The following is a 24,069-nucleotide window of genomic DNA, read 5'->3' on the forward strand; positions in this document are numbered from 1 at the left end:
ATCGCCTCCACCCTATCGAGCGCCGGGGACGGCAAAGAGCCCCGTCCATCGAATGGACGGGGCTCCCGCTGTGGCGATCAGTTCAGGCGATCAGTGGTGACCGTGGCTGCTGGTGATCTCCTTGTACTCCTCGACGGTGGGCTTGGCGATCTGGTTGTTCTCGCCGAAGTAGCCCTTGCTGAGCCGGGCCCGCAGCTTCTGCAGGAGAGACACCTTGCGCTCGACACCGTTCTCGTCGACCGTCGGGCCGATCTCGACCGGCTTGTACTGCTCGTGCGCGGTGAGCGTGTGCAGCTGCTCGGGGCTGAGCGGCTCGTGGATCTCGACGAACTCACCGTGCGGCAGGCGCTTGATGATGCCGGACTCGCGCCCGTGCAGCACCTTCTCCTTGTCGCGGCGCTGGAGGCCGAGGCAGATCCGCCGGGTGGCGATGAACGCGAGGACCGGGCCCGCGAAGATGAAGATCCGGACGAACCAGGAGATGGCGTTCAGCGACAGGTGGAAGTGCGTGGCCCACAGGTCGTTGGCACCGCCGATGAAGACGACGACGTACTCGGTGATCCAGGCGACGCCGAAGGCCGTCCGGGTCGGGGCGTTGCGCGGGCGGTCCAGGATGTGGTGCTCGCGCTTGTCCCCGGTGATCCAGGACTCGACGAACGGGTAGACGGCGATGACCCCGAGCACCAGTCCGAAGACCATCAGTGGGATGAACACACCCAGGACGAGCGTGTGGCCCCAGAGGTTGATCTCCCAGCCGGGCATCACTCGGATCAGTCCCTCGGCGAAGCCCATGTACCAGTCGGGCTGGGCGCCGGTGGACACCTGGTCCGGACGGTACGGGCCGATGTTCCAGATCGGGTTGATCGTGGCGATGGCCGCGATGACGGCGATGATGCCGAAGACCAGGAAGAAGAAGCCACCGGCCTTCGCCATGTACACCGGCAGCAGCGGCATGCCGACGACGTTCTTGTTGGTCCGGCCGGGACCCGCGAACTGCGTGTGCTTGTGGTAGAAGACCAGGATCAGGTGCGCCACCAGCAGACCGAGCATGATACCCGGCAGCAGCAGGATGTGGATCGAGTAGAACCGGCCGACGAAGTCGTGACCGGGGAACTCTCCGCCGAACAGGAACATCGAGATGTACGTGCCGACAACCGGCATCGACAGGATCGCGCCCTGGGTGAAGCGGACACCCGTACCGGACAGCAGGTCGTCCGGGAGCGAGTAGCCGGTGAAGCCGGTGAACATGCCCAGCACGAACAGCAGGAAGCCGAACAGCCAGTTGATCTCACGCGGCTTGCGGAACGCACCCGTGAAGAAGACGCGCATCATGTGCACGAACATGCCGGCCAGGAAGATCAGCGCGGCCCAGTGGTGGATCTGGCGAACGAGCAGACCGCCGCGGACGTCGAAGCTGATGTCCAGCGTCGAGGCGTAGGCCGCGGACATCCGGATGCCCTGCATCGGCTCGTACGAGCCGTGGTACACGACCTCGCTCATGCTCGGGTCGAAGAACAGCGTCAGATACACACCCGTGAGGATGATGATGATGAAGCTGTAGAGCGCGATCTCCCCGAGCATGAAGGACCAGTGGTCCGGGAAGATCTTGCGCATGTTGGCCTTGGCCAGGGAGTAGATCCCGAGCCGGCCGTCCGCCCAGTCGGCCACCCGCTCACCGGCGGGCGCCTTGCGCTGTGTGTCGGTCGCAGTACTCATCCGCGCTCCCAGAAGGCAGGACCGACGGGCTCTTCGAAGTCACCGAGCGCTTCGAGGTTGCCCTCGGCGTTCACACCGATCCGCAGCTGCGGAAGGGCGTGACCGGCCGGACCGAAGATGACGCGGGCGCCGTCGGAGAGGTCGAAGGTGGACTGGTGGCACGGGCAGAGCACGTGGTGGGTCTGCTGCTCGTACAGACTGATCGGGCAGCCGACATGGGTGCAGATCTTGGAGAAGGCCACGATTCCCTCGTGGGCCCACTCGCGCTCGCGCTTGTCCTTGATGTTGTCCGGCTCGATGCGGATGATCATCAGCGCGGCCTTGGCGATCTGGTTCTGGAAGTCGTGCGCGCTCTCCTCCAGGCCCTCGGGCATGGCGAAGGTCAGCGAACCGACGGCGACGTCCTCGGGACGCAGCGGCTCCATCGTGTTCATGTTGATGAGCTGCTTGCCCTTGGCCCACAGGGTGGAACGAAGCTTCTTCTCCGGCAGCGGACCGAGGTCGCGCAGCAGCACCACACCGGAGAGCGGCACCAGGGCCAGCGCGCCGAACATGGTGTTGCGGATCAGCTTGCGCCGTCCGAACGCGGACTCCTCGGCACCCGCCGCGAAGTCCGCCAGAACCTTCGCCTTGACCTCGGGCTCGGCCTCGATGGCGTGCCGGTCGTCGGCGACCTCCACGTCGGACATCAGCGTGCGCGCCCAGTGGACGGCGCCGGCGCCGATCGTGAAGAGGGCCACGCCCAGGGTCAGACCCAGGGAGAAGTTGAGCGCGCTCACGTGGCCGAAGGGCCAGATGTACACGATCTTGTCGACCGGGAAGATGACGTACGAGGCGATGAAGCCGACCGTCGCCAGCATGGACAGCGTGAACATGAACGCGACGGCGCGCTCGGAGCGCTTCGCGGCCCGTTCGTCGATGTCCTGGATGCGCGGCTTGTGGGCCGGCAGCCCCGGGTCGGCGAACGGGTCGTCCGCGACCTTCACCGCGTCGTGCGCGGGTTCCTGCTCAGCAGGCAGTTTCTCGTCTGGAATCTCTTGGCTACTCATGACTTCTTGGCCTTAGCGGTGTGGGCCGCGACCCAAATGGCAACTGCGATCAGTGCGCCGAGCCCGAAGATCCAGGCGAACAGACCCTCGCTGACCGGCCCCAGGCCACCCAGCTTCAGACCACCCGGGTTCTCCGACTGGCTGCTGTTCACGGTCTGGATGTACGCGATGATGTCCCGCTTCTGCTGCTCGGGCATCGTCGTGTCCGGGAAGGACGGCATGCTCTGCGGGCCGGTCTGCATGGCCTCGTAGATGTGCTTCGGGTCCACGCCTTCAAGGCTGGGCGCGTACTTGCCGTTCGACAGCGCGCCGCCCTCACCGGTGAAGTTGTGGCACTGAGCGCAGTTGGAACGGAACAGGTCGCCACCCTTGGCGATGTCCGCACCGTCAGGGCTTACCTGGCTCTTGCTCGGAATGATCGGGCCGGCGCCGAGCGACGCGACGTACGCCGCGAGCTGGTCGATCTGCGCCTGGCTGTAGATGACCTTCTTCTTCGGCACCTGGGCGCCGGGCTGCTGCGCCGGCATACGGCCCGTACCGACCTGGAAGTCAACGGCGGCGGAGCCCACGCCGACCAGGCTCGGCCCGTCGGTGGTGCCCTGACCGCCGGTTCCGTGGCAGCTGGCGCAACCGACGGAGTACAGCTTCTTGCCCTCATCGATGGCGAGGGACTGGGCGGTTTCGTCGGCCTGCGCCTTACTCGCGGGCGCAAACGCGGCGTAGAGCCCCCCAGTGGCCGCCAGCGCGAGGAGTAGTACGACGACCGCCGCCAACGGATGGCGTCGTCGTGCGGAGAGCTTTTTCACGGATTACCCCGGTGTCAGGATCTTCTGCGTCGATGCTGGATGTGGTTCGGGTTCGAGCCCGGTTACTTGATCATGTAGATCGTGGCGAAGAGGCCGATCCACACGACATCGACGAAGTGCCAGTAATAGGACACGACGATGGCGGCGGTCGCCTGTTCGTGGGTGAACCTCTTGGCTGCGTACGTCCTGCCCAGAACGAGCAGGAAGGCGATGAGGCCGCCTGTCACATGCAGACCATGGAAGCCTGTGGTCAGGTAGAACACCGAGCCGTACGGGTCGGAGGACAGCGAGAGGCCCTCCTCCTTCACCAGCTCGGTGTACTCGAAGACCTGGCCTCCGATGAAGATCGCACCCATCACGAAAGTGATCACGAACCAGGTACGGAGCTTCTTCACATCGCCCCGCTCCGCGGCGAAGACGCCGAGCTGGCAGGTGAGTGAGGAGAGCACCAGGATCGTGGTGTTCGTCGCCGAGAACGGGAAGTTCAGGGCCGAAGCCATTTCCTTCCAGTGGTCCGGTCCCGTCACCGATCGCAGGGTGAAGTACATCGCGAAGAGGGCCGCGAAGAACATCAGCTCGGAACTCAACCAGATGATGGTTCCGACGCTGGTGAGGTTCGGTCGATTGACCGACGGGTGCGCGTGCCCGGTTTCTACTGTCGTTGCTGTCGCCACGACCGACATTATGTCGGTCGCTTATCCCGCCCTCACCCCGGGGGGTGCCGTTCGGTGTGTCAGCCGGGTGTGCCCTCCCCGAACGGCCCATGGAACAGCTGTCCCGAGCGGTGCTGACAGGCCGTCGGTCGGAGTACGATCCGCGCATCGGTTCATGCCCTGAAAGCCCCGAAGACACAGATGTCACGGAGGAACAATGCAGCCGACCGCCACGGTCCTGGTCTACAGCGACGACGCCAACACCCGTGAGCAGGTGAGGCTGGCAGCCGGGCGCAGGCCCGCGGCTGATGTGCCACCGGTGGAATTCCTGGAATGCGCCACCCTGCCCGCCGTACTCGAAGCCCTGGACCGCGGCGGCGTCGACGTCTGCGTGCTGGACGGCGAGACGGCGCCCGCGGGCGGCATGGGCGTCTGCCGGCAGATCAAGGACGAGATCTTCCGTTGCCCGCCGGTGCTGCTGCTGATGGGGCGCCCGCAGGACGCCTGGCTGGCCACCTGGAGCCGTGCGGACGCCGCGGTGACCCTGCCGGTCGAACCGGTCGAGCTCGCCGACACCCTGGCCGCCCTGCTGCGCAGCAGGGACTGCGTGAGCGCCTGAGACCTGCCGCGGCTTCGTCCGCGGTCCCGCTGAGGGGCAGCGCACTCCCCGGGCCGGTCAGACCTCGGGGCGCAGTCGCGCCGCCTGGATCGTGTCCGTACGGTCCGGGGTGGTGTTCTTCTGCAGGGCGCTGCCCTTCAGCCATTTGGCCCAGGACAGGTTCCAGTCGCCGTAGCCGTTGTCGAACGGCGTCATCGTCTCGCCCTGGCTGCCCACGACCGTGACGATGTCGCCCTGGCGCACTGTGTTGAAGAACCACTGGGCCTGGCTGGTGCTCATGCCCGTGCAGCCGTGGCTGACGTTCGCGTACCCCTGCGAGCCGGTGGACCAGGGGGCCGCGTGCACGTACTCGCCGCTCCAGGTGACACGCGTCGCGTAGTAGACCGGCAGGTCGTACGAGTCGGACGAGCCCTCCGCGATGCCGATCGTCTCGCCGCGCATACGTACGTAGTACTCCTTGCCCAGTACGACCTTGACGCCGTTTCGGGTGGCGAAGCCGGGCTTGCCGGTCGTCACCGGAATGGTCTTGATCACTTTCCCGTTGCGCTTGACCGTCATCGAGTGCGTCGTGGCGTCGGTGACGGCCTCGATGCGGTCGCCCGTGGTGAGCCTCAACGCCTTGGTGGGGGCGCCGTAGAGGGTGTCGGTGACCTTGACGCCGGCCAGGCCGCTGGTGACGTCGATGGTGGCCCTGGCGGGCCAGTAGTCCTTGGGGCGGTAGTGCAGGGTCTTGTCGTCGACCCAGTACCAGGAACCGGTCACCGCGGGTGTCGAGCGGACCCGCAGGGCGCGTTCGACGTTGGCCCTGGACGCCTTGTCCTTGACCGGAGCGCTGAGTTCCGCCGTGATGGGCTGTCCGACGCCGTAGGTGCCCGCCTGAGGGCCGAAGGCGACCTTGAGGAACTTCTTGGCGGAGGTGGTCCCGAAGGAGAGCGTACGGCTGCCCGGAGCGCCGTCGTCGTCCTCCATGCTGACCCGGACGGTGTACCGGGTGCCGGCGGCGAGCGGGACGGTGGAGTGCCACCGCTTCCCGTCGGCGTCGAGCTCGCCCGCCAGATGGCGGCCGGTCGTGTCGACGGCCGACACGTCCGTGATCCGGCCCTCGTCACCCTTGACGGTGACCTCCAGCGGCTTGCCGGGGTCGACCTTCTCGTCGCCGTCGGACGCGTTGGCGGAGATCTCGTCCACCGCGTCGTACGGCTTCTCCGCGAGCGGATGGGCGCCGGACCCGCCACAGGCGGTCACACCTGCGACCAGGGTCACGACCAGCAGAGTGCAGCTCACTATGGGGCGGATGCGCGGCGTGTGGTTCATGCACCCACGCTAAGAAGATTCATCCGTTTCAGCGCGCGGGATGACTGCAAACGGGGGACCCGCACTCCTCTCGGTGGAGAAGTGCGGGCCCCCCGTCAGGTGGAGCGGTGTCACTGGGTGCGGTTCTCACCGCGGTAGTACTCGAAGACCCAGCCGAACAGACCGATCAGGATCATCGGGGCCGAGAAGTAGAGCAGCCACCAGCCGAAGATGACCCCCATGAAGGCGAGGGCACCGCCGACCGCCAGCGAGAGCGGCTGCCAGCTGTGCGGGGAGAAGAACCCCACCTCGCCGGCCTCGTCCGCGACATCGGCTTCCTTGTTGTCCTGAGCCATGGCGTCGACCCGCTGCGCCGTGAAGGCCAGGTAGAAGCCGATCATGACACTCAGGCCGAAGGCCAGGACGAGCGCGGTGGTACCGGCCGGCTCCTTCGACCACACGCCGTACGTGACGGCCATGGCGAGCATGAAGACGCTCAGCCAGAGGAACATCTTGCCCTGGATCTTCACTTGCCGGCCTCCTTGCCACCAGCGAGGGCCTTGTCATCCTCGGAGGGGTGCTCCAGCTGCTCCAGCGCCGAGATCTCCGGGTGATGCAGGTCGAACGCCGGGGATTCGGAACGGATCCGCGGCAGGGTGAGGAAGTTGTGCCGCGGCGGCGGGCAGGAGGTCGCCCACTCCAGCGAGCGGCCGTAGCCCCAGGGGTCGTCGACCTCGATCTTCTTGCCGTACTTGGCGGTCTTCCACACGTTGTAGAAGAACGGCAGCATCGACAGGCCGAGCAGGAACGAGGAGATCGTCGAGATCGTGTTCAGCGCGGTGAAGCCGTCCGCGGCGAGGTAGTCCGCGTAACGACGCGGCATGCCCTCGGCACCGAGCCAGTGCTGCACCAGGAACGTGCCGTGGAAGCCCACGAACAGCGTCCAGAACGTGATCTTGCCGAGCCGCTCGTCCAGCATCTTGCCGGTGAACTTCGGCCACCAGAAGTGGAATCCGGAGAACATCGCGAAGACCACGGTGCCGAAGATGACGTAGTGGAAGTGCGCGACGACGAAGTACGAGTCCGAGACGTGGAAGTCCATCGGGGGCGATGCCAGGATCACGCCGGTCAGACCACCGAAGGTGAAGGTGATCAGGAAGCCGACGGCCCAGAGCATCGGTGTCTCGAAGGACAGCGACCCCTTCCACATCGTGCCGATCCAGTTGAAGAACTTCACACCGGTGGGTACCGCGATGAGGAATGTCATGAACGAGAAGAACGGCAACAGCACACCGCCCGTGACGTACATGTGGTGCGCCCACACGGTCACGGAGAGACCCGCGATGGCGATCGTCGCGCTGATCAGGCCGATGTAGCCGAACATCGGCTTCCGGCTGAACACCGGAATCACCTCGGAAATGATTCCGAAGAATGGCAGGGCAATGATGTACACCTCTGGATGGCCGAAGAACCAGAAGAGGTGTTGCCAGAGCAATGCGCCGCCATTGGCCGCGTCGAAGATATGCGCACCGAATTTACGGTCCGCCTCCAGCGCGAAGAGCGCGGCGGCCAGGACCGGGAAGGCCAGCAGGACCAGCACACCGGTCAGCAGGACGTTCCAGACGAAGATCGGCATGCGGAACATCGTCATGCCGGGAGCGCGCATGCAGATGATCGTGGTGATGAAGTTGACCGAACCGAGGATCGTGCCGAAGCCGGAGAAGGCCAGACCCATGATCCACATGTCGGCGCCGATACCCGGCGACCGGACCGCGTCCGAGAGCGGGGAGTAGGCGAACCAGCCGAAGTCCGCCGCACCCTGCGGGGTGAGGAAGCCGGCCACCGCGATGAGCGAACCGAAGAGGTACAGCCAGTAGGCGAACATGTTCAGCCGCGGGAACGCCACGTCGGGCGCGCCGATCTGCAGCGGCATGATCCAGTTCGCGAATCCGGCGAACAGCGGCGTCGCGAACATCAGCAGCATGATCGTGCCGTGCATCGTGAATGCCTGGTTGAACTGCTCGTTCGACATGATCTGCGTGCCGGGACGGGCCAGCTCGGCGCGCATGATGAGCGCCATCAGACCGCCGATGCAGAAGAACGCGAACGATGTGACCAGGTACATCGTGCCGATCGTCTTGTGGTCAGTGGTGGTCAGCCACTTGATGACGACGTTTCCCGGCTGCTTGCGCCGGACCGGCAGCTCGTCCTCGTACGAGTCGTCTGCTGCCGCGGCACCCTGAGGTTCGTTGAGGATGCTCACAGTTTGTTCGTCTCCGCATTCCTGGCCGGGTCAGTCTGCTCGATGCCGGCCGGCACGTAGCCCGTCTGGCCCTTCTTCGCCAGCTCCTTGAGGTGCGCCTGGTAGCGCTCCGGGGAGACGACCTTGACGTTGAAGAGCATCCGGGAGTGGTCGACGCCGCAGAGCTCGGCGCACTTGCCCATGAAGGTGCCCTCCTGGTTGGGGGTCACCTCGAAGGCGTTGGTGTGGCCCGGAATGACGTCCTGCTTCATGAGGAACGGCACCACCCAGAAGGAGTGGATGACGTCACGCGAAGTCAGAACGAAACGGACCTTCTCGCCCTTCGGCAGCCACAGGGTCGGACCCGGGTTGCCGTTCTGCGGGTTCCGGGTTCCCGGGATGCCGAAGTCGTAGACGCCTTCCGCACCCTTGGGGAATTGCTCCTGGAACCGGTTGGGGATGGCGTCGAGCTCCTTGGGGATCTCATTGCCCGTGGCGGCCGAGCCGTCCACGTTCTCGATGTAGTTGAAGCCCCAGCTCCACTGGTAGCCCACCACGTTGATGGTGTGGGCAGGCTTCGGGGAGAGCGAGAGGAGCTTCGATTCATCGCGCGCGGTGAAGTAGAACAACACCGAGACGATGATCAGAGGGACCACGGTGTACAGCGCCTCGATGGGCATGTTGTACCTGGTCTGCGGAGGAACCTCGACCTTGGTGCGGCTGCGCCGGTGGAAGATGACGCTCCACAGGATCAGGCCCCAGACCAGCACGCCCGTGGCGAGCGCTGCCGCCCACGAGCCCTGCCAGAGGGAAAGGATCCGTGGTGCCTCTTCTGTTACCGGCGTAGGCATACCAAGGCGGGGGAAGTCCTTGTATGTGCAACCGGTTGCGGTCGCCAGGATCAGGCCCGCAGTCAGCACCTGCGGCAGCTTCCGCCGCATCGGGCGCCGCGACGAGCGGTCGGAGCCGTTGGGACTCACGTAGCGCCTTCCCGAGAGTCTCGCCCGCGCGGTCGGCGCGGCCGTCTTTCTGGTCGGTCGCCGCCCTGACGCGGGCAGGGGTTTGGATGTTTATGCGGACCAAACCCTACTGGACGCTATTTGGGGTCGCGCGGGGAGGGTGCCAAACGCGCCGCCCGACTCCCCGAAGGGGTGGAATACGGGCCTCCGGCCGCCATCTGACGGCCCCTCTCCTGACCCTCCGGGCGGCCCGTCCCCCGGCCTGGGCCGGGCTCGGGCTAGCGTGGCCGTGTGCCCTACTTCGACACCGCGTCCTCCGCCCCCCTGCACCCCGTCGCACGCCAGGCGCTGCTTGCCGCGCTGGACGAGGGCTGGGCCGACCCGGCCAGGCTCTACCGCGAGGGACGGCGGGCCCGGCTGCTGCTGGACTCCGCCCGGGAGGCCGCCGCCGAGGCCGTCGGATGCCGCCCGGACGAGCTCACATTCACTCCTTCGGGGACCCGGGCGGTGCACTCGGGAATCTCCGGAGCCCTCGCGGGGCGTCGGCGTGTCGGCCGTCACCTGGTCGTCTCCTCGGTCGAACACTCGTCGGTGCTCCATTCGGCCGCCGCCCATGAGGCGCAGGGCGGATCGGTCTCCGAGGTCCCGGTGGACCGGTCGGGGGCGGTGAGCGCGGCGGCGTACGCGGAGGTGCTGCGCGAGGACACCGCGCTGGCCTGTCTGCAGTCCGCCAATCACGAGGTCGGCACCGAGCAGCCGGTGGCCGGTGTCGCGGAGGTCTGCCGGGCGGCAGGGGTGCCCCTGCTGGTGGACGCCGCGCAGACGCTGGGCCGGGAGCCGGTGCCGGCCGGCTGGTCGCTGCTGGTGGGCAGTGCCCACAAGTGGGGCGGGCCGTCCGGCGTTGGGCTGCTGGCGGTGCGCAAGGGGGTGCGGTTCGCCGCGCAAGGACCGGCCGACGAGCGGGAATCGGGGCGGGCGGCGGGGTTCGAGAACATTCCGGCGATCGTCGCCGCGGCGGCGTCGCTGCGGGCGGTGCGGGCCGAGGCCGCCGCCGAGTCCGTACGGCTGCGGGCCCTGGTGGACCGGATCAGGGCCGCGGTGCCGGAGCTGGTGCCCGATGTGGAGGTGGTCGGCGATCCGGTGCGGCGGCTGCCGCATCTGGTGACCTTCTCCTGTCTCTATGTCGACGGGGAGACACTGCTCCATGAGCTGGACCGGGCCGGTTTCTCCGTATCGTCCGGTTCGTCCTGCACCAGCAGCACGCTGACACCGAGCCATGTGCTCAGGGCCATGGGGGTGCTGTCGGAGGGGAACGTACGGGTGTCGCTGCCGAACGGCACCGCCCAGGAGGACGTCGACCGTTTCCTGGACGTGCTGCCCCGGGCGGTGGCGGAGGTACGGGAGAGGCTGGGCGCGCCGGTACCGGCGTCCCCCTCCCCCGCCCCGGCCGCGTCCCTGGTGGTCGACGCGCTCGGGAAGCGCTGCCCGATCCCGGTGATCGAGCTCGCGAAGGTGATCGGGGAGGTGCCGGTGGGCGGGACGGTGACCGTGCTCTCCGACGACGAGGCGGCACGTCTGGACATCCCGGCCTGGTGCGCGATGCGCGAGCAGGAGTACGTGGGCGAGGAGCCGGCGGACCGTGGCTCGGCCTATGTGGTCCGCCGGCTCGTCTGAGCCCGTCCGCCGGATCAGCCCAGGTGTGCGTGGACCTCGGCGGCGGCGTCGTGGCCGTACGCCTTGGTGAAGCGGTCCATGAAGTGGGCGCGACGCAGCGTGTACTCCTGGGTGCCGACCGTCTCGATGACCAGGGTGGCCAGCATGCAGCCGACCTGGGCGGCGCGCTCCAGGCCGACGCCCCAGGCGAGACCGGAGAGGAAACCGGCCCGGAACGCGTCGCCGACGCCGGTCGGGTCGGCCTTGATCTCCTCCTCGGGACAGCCGACCTCGATCGGGTCCTGGCCGGCCCGCTCGATGCGTACGCCGCGGGCCCCGAGGGTGGTGACCCGGTGGCCGACCTTGGCCAGGATCTCCTCGTCGGTCCAGCCGGTCTTGGACTCGATGAGCCCCTTCTCGTACTCGTTGGAGAAGAGGTACGTGGCGCCGTCCAGGAGGATCCGGATCTCGTCGCCGTCCATCCGCGCGATCTGCTGCGAGAAGTCCGCGGCGAACGGGATGCCCCGGGAGCGGCACTCCTCGGTGTGGCGGAGCATCGCCTCGGGGTCGTCGGCGCCGATCGAGACCAGGTCGAGGCCGCCGACCCGGTCGGCGACGGCCTTCAGCTCGATGAGCCGGGCCTCGCTCATCGCACCGGTGTAGAAGGAACCGATCTGGTTGTGGTCGGCATCCGTCGTGCAGACGAAACGGGCGGTGTGCAGGACCTCGGAGATCCGGACCGACCCGGTGTCGACGCCGTGGCGGTCGAGCCAGGCGCGGTACTCGTCGAAGTCGGAGCCGGCGGCACCGACCAGGATCGGCTTCGTACCCAGCAGGCCCATGCCGAAGCAGATGTTGGCGGCGACACCGCCCCGGCGCACGTCGAGATTGTCGACCAGGAAGGAGAGCGAGACCGTGTGCAGCTGATCCGCGACCAGCTGGTCGGCGAAACGGCCGGGGAAGGTCATGAGGTGATCGGTGGCGATGGAGCCGGTGACTGCGATTCGCACGGGGAGACTGCTCCTGCGGAGATCGGGGGGAACGGGTGACTGTCTGTTCCCGGGGCGGCGTGACAGTTCACGCTACCGGTTCCCCGGACCCGCCTGAAGGGGGGAAAACTACCCGATAGTAGGGCTTTCTTCCTGAGGCGTGTGGTGCCTACGGTGCGGTTATGTCGAACCACATCGCCACGCGCGAGTCCGAGATCAGCCTGGCCGAGCTGCGCGGGGACTGCGCGCGGATGGCTCCGCACTGGGTGGCCCACCCGAAGTCTGCCCCTGTTCCGGTCGCGCCGTCCCGGATTCACGGGGTCACGGTGCCCGCCGCCTCCGCCCGGCTGGTCGACGCCATGTCCGACTACGGCGACTGAGAGGCGGCCCAGACCGGCACCGATCGCACCCGACGCCCCCGCGCGGGAACCGTGCGCGCCGCTGCCCCGTCCCACCGTTGCCCCCGTTCCGGGGGGCGGACGACAGGCCGGGTGACGGCGTGTGACGGCTATGCAGGCGAAGGAGCGATCCGGTGAGCACCGAGCGACCCGACAACGACGTGACCGGCCCCCGGCGGCGTTCGCCGCTCGCCGTGGCCTCGGTGGCGGCAGCCGTACTGCTGGCCGGTGGCGGCGGCGCGTACTGGGCGGCGACCGCGGCCGACGGCGACGGCGCGGCGGCCGGCAGCGCGGACGACAGCGGGGGGCGCACCCCTCCCCCGCTGTCCCTGGACGCCGGGTCGGACGGCTCCGCGACGCCGGACGGGCCCGTGCGGGGCATCGCGCCGGGCGAGCCCGACCCGAACGGCGGCCGGGTGGTCTACCGCGTGTCCGGCAAGCTGCCCGAGGGGCCGCGCACGGCCGCGGTGCAGCGCGCGAAGGGGACCGTCTCCGAGGCCGAGGTGGCCCGGCTGGCGAAGGCGCTGAAGCTGCCGGGGACGCCGCATGCGGAGGGCACGGCCTGGATCGTGGGGTCCACCCGGGACGGCTCGGGCCCGGTCCTGCGGGTGAACAAGCAGGCGCCGGGCACCTGGTCCTTCGCCCGTTACGGCTCCGGCGGTACGGACAACTGCCGTAAGACCGCGGTCTGTTCGAGCGAGCAGCTGTCCCCGGGCGGTTCCGGTTCCCCGGTGAGCGAGAGCGCCGCCCGGGCCGCCGCGACCCCGGTCCTGAAGGCGGCGGGACAGGACGACGCCGCGCTCGACACCCGTCAACTGATGGGCTCGGTACGGGTGGTGAACGCCGACCCGAAGGTGGACGGGCTTCCCACGTATGGCTGGTCGACCGGGATCCAGGTGGGGCCGAATGGTGAAGTGGTGGGCGGCGGCGGACAGTTGAAGGCCCTGGAGAAGGGCGAGAGCTATCCGGTGATCGGCGCGGCCGAGGCACTGAAGCAGCTGAACGGGCCGGCGTCCCGCAAGGACGCACCCGCGGACATCGGTGGATGCGCCACCCCCGTACCGCTGGATGAAGGCCTGAAATCGCCGAAGGCGCACTGCGGGGCGCGGACCGGGGCGGAGCGGCCGACGACGACCGTGACGGTGGACAAGGCGGTGTTCGGCCTGGCGATGCAGTACGAGGCGGGCAAGCAGACGCTCGTGCCGTCCTGGCTCTTCTCGGTGCGGCCGGCCGCGGGCGGTCTGGGCACCACGGTGTCGCAGGTCGCCGTGGCTCCCTCGTACCTGGCGAAGGACGCACCGGCGACGACCGTCCCCACGCCGGCCCCGACGCCTCCCCCGGGGAACCCGGAGAAGCCCCAGCGGCAGTTGCTCTCGTACAGCGCGGACGGACGGACCCTGTCGGTGACGTTCTGGGGCGGGGTGTGCAGTACGTACACCGCGAGCGCGACCGAGGACCAGAACAAGGTGACCGTGAAGGTGACGGAGACGAAGCAGGCCGGGAAGAAGGTCTGCATCATGATCGCCAAGGAGCTGACCCGGACGGTGACGCTCGACGCGCCGCTCGGCGACCGGACCGTGGTCGACGCGGTGTCGGGCGGCGACGTGCCCCGCGCCTGAGCGCCGGGCCCTCGGGTACGACGATGGCGGCGGTCCCGGATTCCGGGGCCGCCGCCGTTGTGCCGCTCCGGCGCAGCGCCCTGGGGCGTCGGCGCCGCCCTCAGCTCAGCTGAAGGAGTCGCCGCAGGCGCAGGAGCCCGTGGCGTTGGGGTTGTCGATCGTGAAGCCCTGCTTCTCGATGGTGTCGACGAAGTCGATGGAGGCGCCGCCCAGGTACGGAGCGCTCATCCGGTCGGTGACGACCTTGACGCCGTCGAAGTCCTTCACGACGTCACCGTCGAGCGAACGCTCGTCGAAGAAGAGCTGGTAGCGCAGGCCCGAGCAGCCGCCGGGCTGGACGGCGACGCGCAGCGCCAGGTCGTCACGGCCTTCCTGCTCCAGCAGGCCCTTGACCTTGGCTGCGGCGGCGTCGGACAGGAGGATGCCGTCGCTCACGGTGGTGGTCTCGTCCGATACGGACATCTGCTTCTCTCCCGGGTTGTACGGAGACTGCTTGCCGACGTTGCAACCGTCGGGACCGCGGATTCATTCCGGGCCGAGCGCTTGCCTGTTCCATTCATGCTCGCACACCGGTCGGCGCGGGGGATGCGTCACATCGACACTATGGCCATCGTCAAAGTGACGTGAACCGGATATGATAGATAACGTCAATTAGACGAAAAGGCTTCGCGGAAGCTTTTCGCAGAGGCTTTCAGCAGAGAAGAAAGGGTGCGTGACGTGACCACGGCCCACCCCGTCCAGGATCTCGACGTCCAGCCGACGCCCCTCGCCCTGCTCCTGCTCGGCCGTGAGGCCGACCCGAAGAGCGAGCGCGGCGTCGAGTGCCCCGGCGACCTGCCATCCCCGTCCGACCCGGACCTGGTGGAGCGTGCCCGCGCGGCCAAGGAGAAGCTCGGGGACAAGGTGTTCGTCCTCGGCCACCACTACCAGCGCGACGAGGTCATCCAGTTCGCCGACGTCACCGGCGACTCGTTCAAGCTCGCCCGGGACGCGGCCGCGCGACCGGAGGCCGAGTACATCGTCTTCTGCGGCGTGCACTTCATGGCCGAGTCCGCGGACATCCTGACCACCGACGACCAGAAGGTCGTGCTGCCGGACCTGGCGGCGGGCTGTTCCATGGCCGACATGGCCACCGCCGAGCAGGTCGCCGAGTGCTGGGACGTGCTGACCGAGGCCGGGGTCGCCGAGCAGGTCGTGCCGGTCTCGTACATGAACTCCTCCGCCGACATCAAGGCCTTCACCGGCCGGCACGGCGGCACGATCTGTACCTCGTCCAACGCCAAGCGGGCGCTGGAGTGGGCCTTCGAGCAGGGCGAGAAGATCCTCTTCCTCCCCGACCAGCACCTGGGCCGGAACACCGCGGTCCGGGACATGGGGATGTCGCTGGAGGACTGCGTCCTCTACAACCCGCACAAGCCCAACGGCGGTCTGACCGCCGAGGAGCTGCGCGACGCGAAGATGATCCTGTGGCGCGGGCACTGCTCGGTGCACGGCCGCTTCTCGGTCGAGTCCGTCAACGATGTGCGCGAGCGGATTCCGGGCGTCAATGTGCTGGTGCACCCGGAGTGCAAGCACGAGGTCGTGGCGGCGGCGGACTACGTCGGCTCGACGGAGTACATCATCAAGGCCCTGGAGGCGGCGCCGGCCGGCTCGAAGTGGGCGATCGGCACCGAGCTGAACCTGGTGCGGCGCCTGGCGAACCGGTTCGCGGCCGAGGACAAGGAGATCGTCTTCCTCGACAAGACGGTGTGCTTCTGCTCGACGATGAACCGGATCGACCTGCCGCACCTGGTGTGGGCGCTGGAGTCGCTGGCCGAGGGCAACCTGGTCAACCGGATCGAGGTCGACCCGGAGACGGAGAAGTACGCGAAGCTCGCACTGGAGCGGATGCTGGCGCTGCCGTAGCCGGTTCCGTGCCCCGGGAGGGCCGGAAAGGCCGATTCCGTCTGTGATGAGAGAGGGGCCGATCAGGTCGACCTGCTGGCCGATCTGATCGCCCCGCTCGGTCTTTTCGCGGGCGTCGTTCAGCTGCTGGGCCTGCGCAGCCTGGTCCTCTCTTCCATGCCGGCCCGGATCAGGGCGTCGTTCTGATGACCGGCGTTCTGATCCGCGGTTGAGGTACTGCAAATCGATCCGGTAGCCCCTTCATCGATGTTGCTCTCCGACGCGAGCTGTCGCCGGTGTCCACTTGTGGGTTCGTGACCGCTTGAGCTCGCCTTCGTTCGCTGACACCGCGGAGCATGATGCCCTCCCTGCCGACCACCCCCGCTCGGCGCGGGCTGTCAGGTCCTCCGAGGCGACTGGTTGTTCAGCGGTGCACCGGCTGGTCAGCGAGGGCTTCGGTGATGGTGAGGCTGTCTTCGTAGACTGCGTAGCGGGTGATCAGGCCTTCTTCGACGGTGAGGTGGAGCGCGCACAGGGCCCTGTACGGTCGGCCTGTGGCTTTTACGGTCTGCCGGATGTCGCCGAGCACGATCGCGTCCGTGCCGTCGACGAGGACGCGGGATACCGTTCCGGCCGACTTCTCAGGAACGTGGAAGGCGGCTATCTCCCGGAAATGGCCGGCGACGTCGGCGCGGGTCGAGCGGGGACGGATCCACGGCGCCGCCGGGTGGCCACTGTCCGGCCAGTTCAACTGCCAGTCGACGTGTTCTGCAAACAGTTCAGCGATCCGGTCCGGGTCGCCCTCGCTCAGCCGACGAAGGAAGTCCTCCGCCGTTGCACGAGTGCTCGCCTTCGTCCCGGCGGCCAGCATGTCCACGGTGAACTGGTATTCGCTCCGGATGAGCCCGTTCCCGCCGAGGGTGAGAACGGTGCGGCCGGTCCAGGCGATGTCCCCTCCGGCTGTGGGGACCATGTAAGTGGTGAAGGTGATCGTGTCGTGATGGCCGGCCGCGTCGCCCGCGGGCCGGAAGACGAATCCTGCGTCCCGCACCAGATCGTTGTGGGCCTCGGCGATCCGGGCTTCGAGGGCGTCGTGACCGTGGTACCGCGCGGATTCGGTGGTCTCGACACCGTCCGCGTCCCACAGCTCGGCAACAGCGCGTCGGCGCGCCACCGGGTCGGGCTCATTCCACACCGCGACATACCGCTCGACAAACTGGTCGATATCAATGTCAATATCCATGGGTGGGACGCTATTTCCGCTCCACTGACACCTCGTGTCAGTGGACTGCGGCAGACTTCGCCGCATGCGCGCGAGCCGACTGGTATCCATCCTGCTGCTCCTGCAGACCCGGGAACGGATGACAGCACAGGAGCTGGCAGACACTCTGGAGGTGTCCGTGCGCACCGTCTACCGTGACATGGAGTCCCTCAGTGCGGCAGGTGTGCCGCTGTACGGCGAACCCGGTCACGACGGCGGCTATCAACTGCTCGGCGGTTTCCGCACCCGGCTGACCGGGCTGACCACGGATGAGGCCGATTCGCTGTTCCTGACCGGGCTGCCGACGGCCGCCGCCGACCTTGGCATGGGCGCAGCCGTGACCGCCGCGCAGCTCAAGCTCATGGCCTCGCTGCCTGTCGAGCTGCGCGACCGCGCCGGCCGGATCGCCGAGCGATTCCACCTCGACGCCCCGCCGTGGTACCGAGAAAGCGACCGCGCGCCGCACCTGAGCACGGTCGCGGAGGCGGTGTGGAACAACCGAGCCGTGCGGGTGCGCTATCTGCGCTGGGCCGAACCTCACGAGATCACCCGGACCGTAGAACCGTACGGGCTGGTACTCAAGGCAGGTCACTGGTACCTCGTAGCCGGCGGCACCGAGCAGCTCCGCACCTACCGCATCTCGCGGATAGTGGACCTGCACGTCCTCGATGAGCGGTTCGAACGGCCCGACGGGTTCGACCTGGCCGACTACTGGCAGAACTACCTGCAGTTCTTCGACACGCGCCGCCACCAGGACGAGGCTACCGTCCGTCTGTCTCCAAGCACCTTCCACCGATTGCCCCATCTATGGGGCTCAGCCATGGCCGATGCCGCACACCGGACGGCAACGCCCCCGGATGCCGATGGCTGGACCTGCGTGACGATCCCGATCGAGTCCGTTGAACAGGCGCTTCCCGAACTTCTCAAACTCGGCGCCGAGGCCGAGATCCTCGCCCCGGCCGGACTCCGTGAACAGATCACCCGGACACTTGACGCCCTGACCCGCATCTACCGACGACCGGTCTGACATTCCTGACGGTGGACCACGGTTCGTCACCGACGACGGTGGCGAAGCCCCCGTCGTGCTGAAGGGCTTACGCGACTGCGTCGCCGCCGCTTCCCTCGGCCCGCATCTGCTCGTCCTCAACGCCTGCTGGACGGAGCCGTTCGCCAAAGAACTGGTCGGCTCCGTCCCAGTCGCCATCGGCCGGCAGGGACAGGCCCCCGGTGCGTACACGTCCACCTTCGCCCGGGTCTTCTACCGCAACCTCGCCGAGGGAGACCGTCCTCCGGGCCCATGAGACGGCCTGCCTCATGCTGGGGCTCATCGGCTGTACGGACCTGCCCGTTCTGCACACCGCCCCCGGGCATCTGCCCGAGGCCCACTTCCTGATCCGTCCCGAGGAACGCCCCGTCCCTTCGGGCCGGCCGCTCACGCCTCGCTGGTACAAGAGCAGTGCTCGGTTGCGTAAGCCACGGCTTCCTCGTCCTCCGCAAGCGTGAGCCCGGCCTCCATGGGGCGCGGAAACGGCAGGAGCAACAGAAACAACGGAACCAGCAGAACGGCCTGTCCCACGCTCCCGCGTGGGACAGGCCGTTCCCGCTTTTACCGGTTCACCAAACCGACTACACGCCCGACGGCTCCGCCGTGCGCGTCTCGTCCGACTCGTCCGACTCGGTGGACTCGGCCTGCACCGGACCGCCGGCCTTCTTGGCGCGCTTGATCGTCTTCTTCTTCGCGCGGCGCTCCTTGCGGAGCTCCACCATCGAGTAGAGGGTCGGCACCAGGATCAGCGTGAGCAGCGTCGAGGTGACCAGGCCGCCGATCACGACCACCGCGAGCGGCTGCGAGATGAAGCCGCCCTCGCCGGTGACGCCGAGTGCCATCGGGAGCAGGGCGAAGATCGTCGCCAGGGCGGTCATCAGGATCGGGCGGAGCCGGTGGCGGCCGCCCTCGATGACCGCTTCGACGACGCCCATGCCCTGGGTCCGGTACTGGTTGATCAGGTCGATCAGCACGATCGCGTTGGTCACCACGATGCCGATCAGCATCAGCATGCCGATCATCGCCGGGATGCCCATCGGGGTGCCGGTGATGACCAGCAGGCCGATCGCGCCGGTGGCCGCGAACGGGACGGAGACCAGCAGGATCAGCGGCTGGACGAGGGACCGGAAGGTCGCCACCAGCAGCATGAAGACGATCGCGATCGCCGCCAGCATGGCCAGGCCGAGCTTCTTGAACGAGTCGCTCTGGTCCTCGGAGACACCGCCGATGGTGGCGGTGGCGCCGTCCGGGAGCTTCAGGGCGTCGATCTTCGTCTGGAGCGCGGAGCTGACCGCACCGGTGTCGTCACCGGTGGGCTTGGCGGTGATGGTCGCGGCGCGCTGGCCGTCGATCCGGGTCATCGAGACCGGTCCGGGGACCAGTTCGACATCGGCGATCTGTCCGAGCTTCACCGGGCCGAGGGGAAGGTTCTTCAGCTCGGCCATCGTGGTCGCCGGGTGGGCGGACTTGATGACGACGTCGCGCTCGGTGTCGTCCATGATCGCCTTGCCGGACGGGGTGCCGCGCACCGCTCCGGCGACGGCCGCGCCGAGCGTGGTCTGGTTGAAGCCGGCCTCCGCGGCCTTGGGCGTGGCCTTGACCGAGATCCGCGGGACGCTCTGCGCGAGGTCGCTCTGGACGTCGGTGACGTCCTTGAGTCCGGCGACCTCGGCCCGTACCTTCTCGGACGCCTTCTTCAGCACGTCCGCGTCGGCGGCCTTGACCACGACGCTGAGGTCCTGGCTGCCGAAGCCGTCGCCCGCGGAGATCTTGGTGTCACCGATGCCGTCGAGCTTGCCGAGCGCCGCGTCGATGCGCTTCTGGGTGGCGTCGAAGTGGCCCGAGTCCTTCAGGGTGACCTGGTACGAGGCCTGGTTGGAGCCGGTGCCGCCGCCGAAGGCCGCCATGAAACCGGACGAGCCGACGGTGACCTGGTAGTCCTTGACGCCCTCGTCGTCGGTGAGGACCTTCTCGACCTTCTTGGCCGCCTTGTCCGCGGCCGCCAGGCTGGTGCCGGGAGCCAGCTCCTGCTTGATGGAGAGGACTTCCTGCTCGCCCTGGTCGAAGAAGTTGGTCTTCAGCAGCGGGGCCATGCCGAAGGTGCCGAGGAGCACGGCGACGGCGATGACGATGCTGGTGACACGACGCCGGGTCGCGAAGCGCAGCACCGGGACGTACAGCCGCTGGAGCCGGCTGCGGGCCTCCTTCTCCTCGGCCTTGCGACGGGCCTCGCCCGGGTTCTCCGTGGCGCCCTTCGGGGCGCGCAGGAACCAGTACGACAGGACGGGGACGACGGTCAGCGAGACCAGCAGGGAGGCCAGCAGGGCCGCGGTGACGGTCAGCGAGAAGGAGCCGAAGAGCTCGCCGACCATGCCGCCGACGAGACCGATCGGCAGGAAGACGGCGACCGTGGTGAGGGTCGAGGAGGTGACCGCGCCGGCCACTTCCTTCACCGCGGTGATGATCGCCGACTGGCGCGCCTCGCCGTAGCCGAGGTGGCGCTTGATGTTCTCCAGGACCACGATCGAGTCGTCGACGACGCGGCCGATCGCGATGGTCAGCGCGCCCAGCGTGAGCATGTTGAGCGAGAGGTCACGGGTCCAGAGCACGATCAGCGCGAGGACCACGGAGAGCGGGATGGAGACCGCGGTGACCAGGGTCGAACGCAGCGACGCGAGGAAGACCAGGATCACGATGACGGCGAAGAGCAGACCGAGCGCGCCCTCGGTGGTCAGACCGGAGATCGCCTTGGAGACGGCGGGACCCTGGTCGGAGACGACGGTCAGCTCGGCACCGGCACCGAGGTCCTTGCGGAGGTCGGGGAGCTTGTCCTTGACCGCGTCCGAGATGGCGACGGCGCTGCCGTCCTTGTCCATCGTGGCCATCACGGCGAGGCTCGGCTTGCCGTTGGTACGGGTGATGGAGACCGCGGTGGACGGCTCCTGCTTCACCGTGGCGACGTCACCGACGCGGACCGGCTCGCCGGGCTTGCCCGTGGCCGGGTCCTGACCGGTGACCCGCAGGTCCTCGATCTGCTTCAGGGAGGTGAAGGCACCGCCGACCTGGACGGTGCGGCTCTTGCCCGACTCGGAGAAGGAACCGGCGGGGACGGTCGCGCCGCCCGCCTGGAGCGCCTGGGAGAGCGTCATGGCGTTCAGACCGGCGGCGGCGAGCTTCTTGTCGTCGGGGGTGATGGAGACCTGGAGGTCCTGCACACCGTCGACGGAGACCTGGCCGACGCCGCTGATGTCCTCCAGGGCGGGGACGACCGTCCGGTCCAGCTGGTCGGCGAGCGCCTGCTGGTCCTTGTCGGAGGTGACGGCGAGGACGACGGCCGGGATGTCGTCCGTCGAGCCGGCGATGACCTGCGGGTCGACGTCGTCGGGAAGCTGGGCGCGGGCGCGGTTCACCGCCTGCTGGATGTCGGCGACGAGCTGCTTGGTGCCCTCGCTGCCGAAGTCGAAGGACGCCATGATGACGGCGCTGCCCTCGCTGGCGGTCGAGGTGATGCCGGTGACGCCGTCGACGGCCTTGACGGAGTTCTCGAGCGGTTCGACGACCTGCTTCTCGACCACATCGGGGGACGCACCCTGGTAGGGGGCGATTACCGACACCATCGGGAGTTCGATGGTGGGCAGCAGCTGCTGCTTGAGCTGCGGGATCGCGATCGCTCCGAATACGAGCGCGACGATCGAGATCAGTCCGATCAGGGCCCGTTGCGCGAGGCTGAATCTGGACAGCCAGGACATGGGTGGGTCTCTCTTCTGTGGCTTACGCGGCAGGTGGGCGGGTGACTCGGGAACAGACCCGGCCCAGCTATACGATCGCCGACCGGCAGGGGCGAAAGCGTCGGCCCCCGGGTTGCTTTCTTATGTCGCGCATACCGCAGGTGGAGTACGCCGTATCTCCACCTGTCACTCCACCCTGGGGCGCACCAGGCCGGATTCGTAGGCAATTACTACCAATTGGGCCCTGTCCCTGGCCCCCAGCTTCGCCATCGCTCTGTTCACATGGGTCTTGACGGTGAGCGGGCTGACGACGAGCCGCTCGGCGATCTCGTCGTTGGAGTGGCCGCCCGCGACCAGGACGAGTACCTCGCGCTCGCGGCCGGTGAGCGCGGCCAGCCGCTCGGAGTACTCCGCGGCGCTCGGCCCGTCGCTGTCCGAACTGCCGCCCTGCGCGAGGAAGGTGGCGATCAGGCCCTTGGTCGCGGCGGGCGAGAGCAGCGCCTCGCCGCCCGCGGCGATACGGATGGCATTGAGCAGTTCCTCCGGTTCCGCCCCTTTGCCCAGGAAGCCGGACGCCCCGGCCCGCAGCGACTGCACCACGTACTCGTCCACCTCGAAGGTGGTGAGCATGACCACCCGTACGCCGGCCAGCTCCGGATCGGCGCTGATCATGCGGGTCGCGGTGAGTCCGTCCGTACCGGGCATCCGGATGTCCATGAGCACCACGTCGGCACGGGTCGAGCGGGCGAGCTCCACGGCCTGCGCGCCGTCCGCCGCCTCGCCGACCACCTCCATGTCGGCCTCCGAGTCGACCAGCACCCGGAACGCGCTGCGCAGCAGCGCCTGGTCGTCGACGAGCAGCACCTTGATGGGCGGTGTCATGCGTTTTCCCCCGTCCGGCCCGCCGCGCCCGGCTTCCCGGACTCCGCCGTTCGGGCCTCGACGGGCAGGATCGCATGGACCCGGAATCCGCCGCCGTAGCGGGGCCCCGCGGTGAGGGTGCCGCCGAGCGCGGTGACGCGTTCGCGCATGCCGAGCAGGCCGTGACCGCCGCCGTCGCCCTCGCCGTCGCCCCCGCCGTCGCCGTTGTCGATCACGGTGATCTCGGCCGTGGACCCGACCCGTACGACGCTCACCTCGGCCCTGGCCCCGGGGCCCGCGTGTTTGCGGACATTGGTCAGCGCCTCCTGGATGACCCGGTACGCGGCCAGGTCGACGGCCGCGGGCAGCGGGGGCCGCCGATCGGTGCAGGCCACCTCGACGGGGAGCCCGGCCCGGCGGACGGTGTCGACCAGGTCATCGAGGACGGCGAGCCCCGGGGCGGGTTCGGTCGGCGCCTCCGGGTCGCCGGACTGGCGCAACAGCCCGACGGTGGCCCGTAGTTCGTCGAGCGCGGAGCGGCTGGCCTCCCGGACGTGGGCCAGCGCCTCCTTGGCCTGGTCGGGGCGCTTGTCCATGACGTGGGCGGCCACCCCGGCCTGGACGTTGACCAGGGCGATGTGGTGGGCGACGACATCGTGGAGATCGCGGGCGATGCGCAGCCGCTCCTCGGCGACCCGCCGCCGGGCCTCCTCGTCGCGGGTTCGTTCGGCCCGTTCGGCGCGTTCCCTGATCGCGTCGACGAAGGCGCGCCTGGAGCGGACTGCGTCCCCCGCGGCACAGGCCATGCCGGTCCAGGCGAAGACGCCGAAGTTCTCCTGGGCGTACCAGGGCGCCGCGCCGAAGAGCATCGCAGCGGCCGTCAGCACGGCAACCGTCAGCAGACCGACCCGCCAGGTGGTGGGCCGGTCGGTGCGGGCGGCGACGGTGTACAGCGCGATGACGGTGCTCATGACCACGGGCGCGGGCGGGTCCGATCTCACCAGCTCGACCACCGTCAGCCCGGCGGTGAAGGCGAGCACCGCCATGGGATTGCGCCGCCGCCAGATGAGCGCCACGGCACCGGGCACCATCAGCAGCACGCTGCTCACTGCGGGCGCGCGGGTGCCGAAGGTGGGCCCGTTGCCCGCGCCCGGGTGGGCGAACGACCCGACGATCATGGCGACCAGCACCGCCAGGGCCAGCGCGGCGTCCAGCGCGAGGGGATGGTCGCGCAGCCAGTACCGGATGCGCAGAACCCCGGATCCGAGGGTGGTCACGTCAAGCTACGTTACGG

Annotated in this window: 21 protein-coding genes; 7 read left to right on the forward strand and 14 right to left on the reverse strand. The window is 68.3% G+C overall.

Features of this window, described 5'->3' with window-relative positions:
- Window positions 1-90: 90 nt before the first annotated feature.
- From ABZY11_RS08430 to ABZY11_RS08445, 4 genes are all read right to left on the reverse strand, one after another.
- Window positions 91-1,716 (reverse strand): cytochrome bc complex cytochrome b subunit, encoded by a 1,626-nt coding sequence (locus tag ABZY11_RS08430; RefSeq protein ID WP_356478389.1) that lies wholly within the window; start codon window positions 1,714-1,716, stop codon window positions 91-93.
- Window positions 1,713-2,765 carry a Rieske 2Fe-2S domain-containing protein gene (locus ABZY11_RS08435; RefSeq protein ID WP_356478390.1) on the reverse strand — a complete coding sequence of 351 codons (1,053 nt, stop codon included), beginning with the start codon at window positions 2,763-2,765 and terminating at the stop codon, window positions 1,713-1,715. The genes ABZY11_RS08430 and ABZY11_RS08435 overlap by 4 nt, the downstream gene beginning before the upstream one ends.
- Window positions 2,762-3,571, reverse strand: a complete 810-nt coding sequence (locus ABZY11_RS08440; RefSeq protein WP_356478391.1) for a c-type cytochrome — start codon at window positions 3,569-3,571, stop codon at window positions 2,762-2,764. Before ABZY11_RS08440 ends, ABZY11_RS08435 begins: the two co-directional genes overlap by 4 nt.
- Window positions 3,572-3,633: 62 nt before the next feature.
- On the reverse strand, window positions 3,634-4,254 hold the full coding sequence (locus ABZY11_RS08445; protein ID WP_356478392.1) for a heme-copper oxidase subunit III: 621 nt from the start codon (window positions 4,252-4,254) through the stop codon (window positions 3,634-3,636).
- Between the two features lie 187 nt (window positions 4,255-4,441).
- Between ABZY11_RS08445 and ABZY11_RS08450 the strand changes: the two genes are divergently transcribed.
- Entirely contained in the window at window positions 4,442-4,843 is a 402-nt protein-coding gene (locus tag ABZY11_RS08450; protein WP_356478393.1) for a hypothetical protein, read from the forward strand.
- 57 nt (window positions 4,844-4,900) lie between these two features.
- On the opposite strand, the gene ABZY11_RS08455 is transcribed toward ABZY11_RS08450, so the two are convergent.
- The 4 genes from ABZY11_RS08455 to coxB form a co-directional block, all read right to left on the reverse strand.
- Window positions 4,901-6,157, reverse strand: a complete 1,257-nt coding sequence (locus ABZY11_RS08455) for an Ig-like domain-containing protein (RefSeq protein WP_356478394.1) — start codon at window positions 6,155-6,157, stop codon at window positions 4,901-4,903.
- A gap of 110 nt (window positions 6,158-6,267) precedes the next feature.
- The gene (locus tag ABZY11_RS08460) at window positions 6,268-6,666 is read right to left on the reverse strand and encodes a cytochrome c oxidase subunit 4 (RefSeq protein ID WP_356478395.1); all 399 of its coding nucleotides are present in this window, start codon (window positions 6,664-6,666) and stop codon (window positions 6,268-6,270) included.
- Window positions 6,663-8,399, reverse strand: coding sequence for a cytochrome c oxidase subunit I (gene ctaD, locus ABZY11_RS08465; RefSeq protein WP_356478396.1), 1,737 nt, complete (start codon window positions 8,397-8,399; stop codon window positions 6,663-6,665). The genes ABZY11_RS08460 and ctaD overlap by 4 nt, the downstream gene beginning before the upstream one ends.
- Entirely contained in the window at window positions 8,396-9,358 is a 963-nt protein-coding gene (gene coxB, locus ABZY11_RS08470; protein ID WP_356478397.1) for a cytochrome c oxidase subunit II, read from the reverse strand. The genes ctaD and coxB overlap by 4 nt, the downstream gene beginning before the upstream one ends.
- A 270-nt stretch (window positions 9,359-9,628) precedes the next feature.
- Here coxB and ABZY11_RS08475 point away from each other — a divergent pair, with 270 nt between their 5' ends.
- Window positions 9,629-11,011: an aminotransferase class V-fold PLP-dependent enzyme gene (locus ABZY11_RS08475; RefSeq protein WP_356478398.1), complete on the forward strand. Its 1,383-nt coding sequence runs from the start codon at window positions 9,629-9,631 to the stop codon at window positions 11,009-11,011.
- 14 nt (window positions 11,012-11,025) lie between these two features.
- Here ABZY11_RS08475 and ABZY11_RS08480 read toward each other — a convergent pair whose 3' ends face one another.
- Entirely contained in the window at window positions 11,026-12,000 is a 975-nt protein-coding gene (locus ABZY11_RS08480; RefSeq protein ID WP_356478399.1) for a carbohydrate kinase family protein, read from the reverse strand.
- 161 nt (window positions 12,001-12,161) lie between these two features.
- On the opposite strand from ABZY11_RS08480, the gene ABZY11_RS08485 reads away from it, so the two are divergent.
- Together ABZY11_RS08485 and ABZY11_RS08490 are read left to right on the forward strand one after the other, a co-directional pair.
- Window positions 12,162-12,359 (forward strand): hypothetical protein, encoded by a 198-nt coding sequence (locus ABZY11_RS08485; RefSeq protein ID WP_356478400.1) that lies wholly within the window; start codon window positions 12,162-12,164, stop codon window positions 12,357-12,359.
- Between the two features lie 152 nt (window positions 12,360-12,511).
- Window positions 12,512-13,996 (forward strand): hypothetical protein, encoded by a 1,485-nt coding sequence (locus tag ABZY11_RS08490; protein ID WP_356478401.1) that lies wholly within the window; start codon window positions 12,512-12,514, stop codon window positions 13,994-13,996.
- 105 nt (window positions 13,997-14,101) lie between these two features.
- Here ABZY11_RS08490 and ABZY11_RS08495 read toward each other — a convergent pair whose 3' ends face one another.
- Window positions 14,102-14,458, reverse strand: coding sequence for an iron-sulfur cluster assembly accessory protein (locus ABZY11_RS08495; RefSeq protein WP_030933606.1), 357 nt, complete (start codon window positions 14,456-14,458; stop codon window positions 14,102-14,104).
- A 246-nt stretch (window positions 14,459-14,704) separates the two neighbouring features.
- On the opposite strand from ABZY11_RS08495, the gene nadA reads away from it, so the two are divergent.
- Window positions 14,705-15,901 carry a quinolinate synthase NadA gene (gene nadA, locus ABZY11_RS08500; RefSeq protein ID WP_356478402.1) on the forward strand — a complete coding sequence of 399 codons (1,197 nt, stop codon included), beginning with the start codon at window positions 14,705-14,707 and terminating at the stop codon, window positions 15,899-15,901.
- Window positions 15,902-16,304: 403 nt separating this feature from the next.
- Here the strand turns inward: nadA and ABZY11_RS08505 are convergent, their stop codons facing one another.
- Entirely contained in the window at window positions 16,305-16,751 is a 447-nt protein-coding gene (locus tag ABZY11_RS08505) for a nuclear transport factor 2 family protein (protein ID WP_356478410.1), read from the reverse strand.
- A 436-nt stretch (window positions 16,752-17,187) separates the two neighbouring features.
- Here ABZY11_RS08505 and ABZY11_RS08510 point away from each other — a divergent pair, with 436 nt between their 5' ends.
- Both ABZY11_RS08510 and ABZY11_RS08515 read left to right on the forward strand, forming a co-directional pair.
- Window positions 17,188-18,168, forward strand: a complete 981-nt coding sequence (locus tag ABZY11_RS08510) for a YafY family protein (protein ID WP_356478403.1) — start codon at window positions 17,188-17,190, stop codon at window positions 18,166-18,168.
- A 55-nt stretch (window positions 18,169-18,223) separates the two neighbouring features.
- Window positions 18,224-18,442 (forward strand): hypothetical protein, encoded by a 219-nt coding sequence (locus ABZY11_RS08515; RefSeq protein WP_356478404.1) that lies wholly within the window; start codon window positions 18,224-18,226, stop codon window positions 18,440-18,442.
- A gap of 325 nt (window positions 18,443-18,767) precedes the next feature.
- Here the strand turns inward: ABZY11_RS08515 and ABZY11_RS08520 are convergent, their stop codons facing one another.
- The 3 genes from ABZY11_RS08520 to ABZY11_RS08530 form a co-directional block, all read right to left on the reverse strand.
- On the reverse strand, window positions 18,768-21,935 hold the full coding sequence (locus ABZY11_RS08520) for an efflux RND transporter permease subunit (protein WP_356478405.1): 3,168 nt from the start codon (window positions 21,933-21,935) through the stop codon (window positions 18,768-18,770).
- 165 nt (window positions 21,936-22,100) lie between these two features.
- The gene (locus tag ABZY11_RS08525; RefSeq protein ID WP_356478406.1) at window positions 22,101-22,796 is read right to left on the reverse strand and encodes a response regulator transcription factor; all 696 of its coding nucleotides are present in this window, start codon (window positions 22,794-22,796) and stop codon (window positions 22,101-22,103) included.
- A complete protein-coding gene (locus ABZY11_RS08530; RefSeq protein WP_356478407.1) occupies window positions 22,793-24,052 on the reverse strand; it encodes a histidine kinase in 1,260 nt (419 codons plus the stop codon). Before ABZY11_RS08530 ends, ABZY11_RS08525 begins: the two co-directional genes overlap by 4 nt.
- Window positions 24,053-24,069: the final 17 nt, after the last annotated feature.

This window comes from Streptomyces sp. NPDC006510 (assembly GCF_040611955.1).
In the GTDB taxonomy this organism is placed as follows: domain Bacteria; phylum Actinomycetota; class Actinomycetes; order Streptomycetales; family Streptomycetaceae; genus Streptomyces.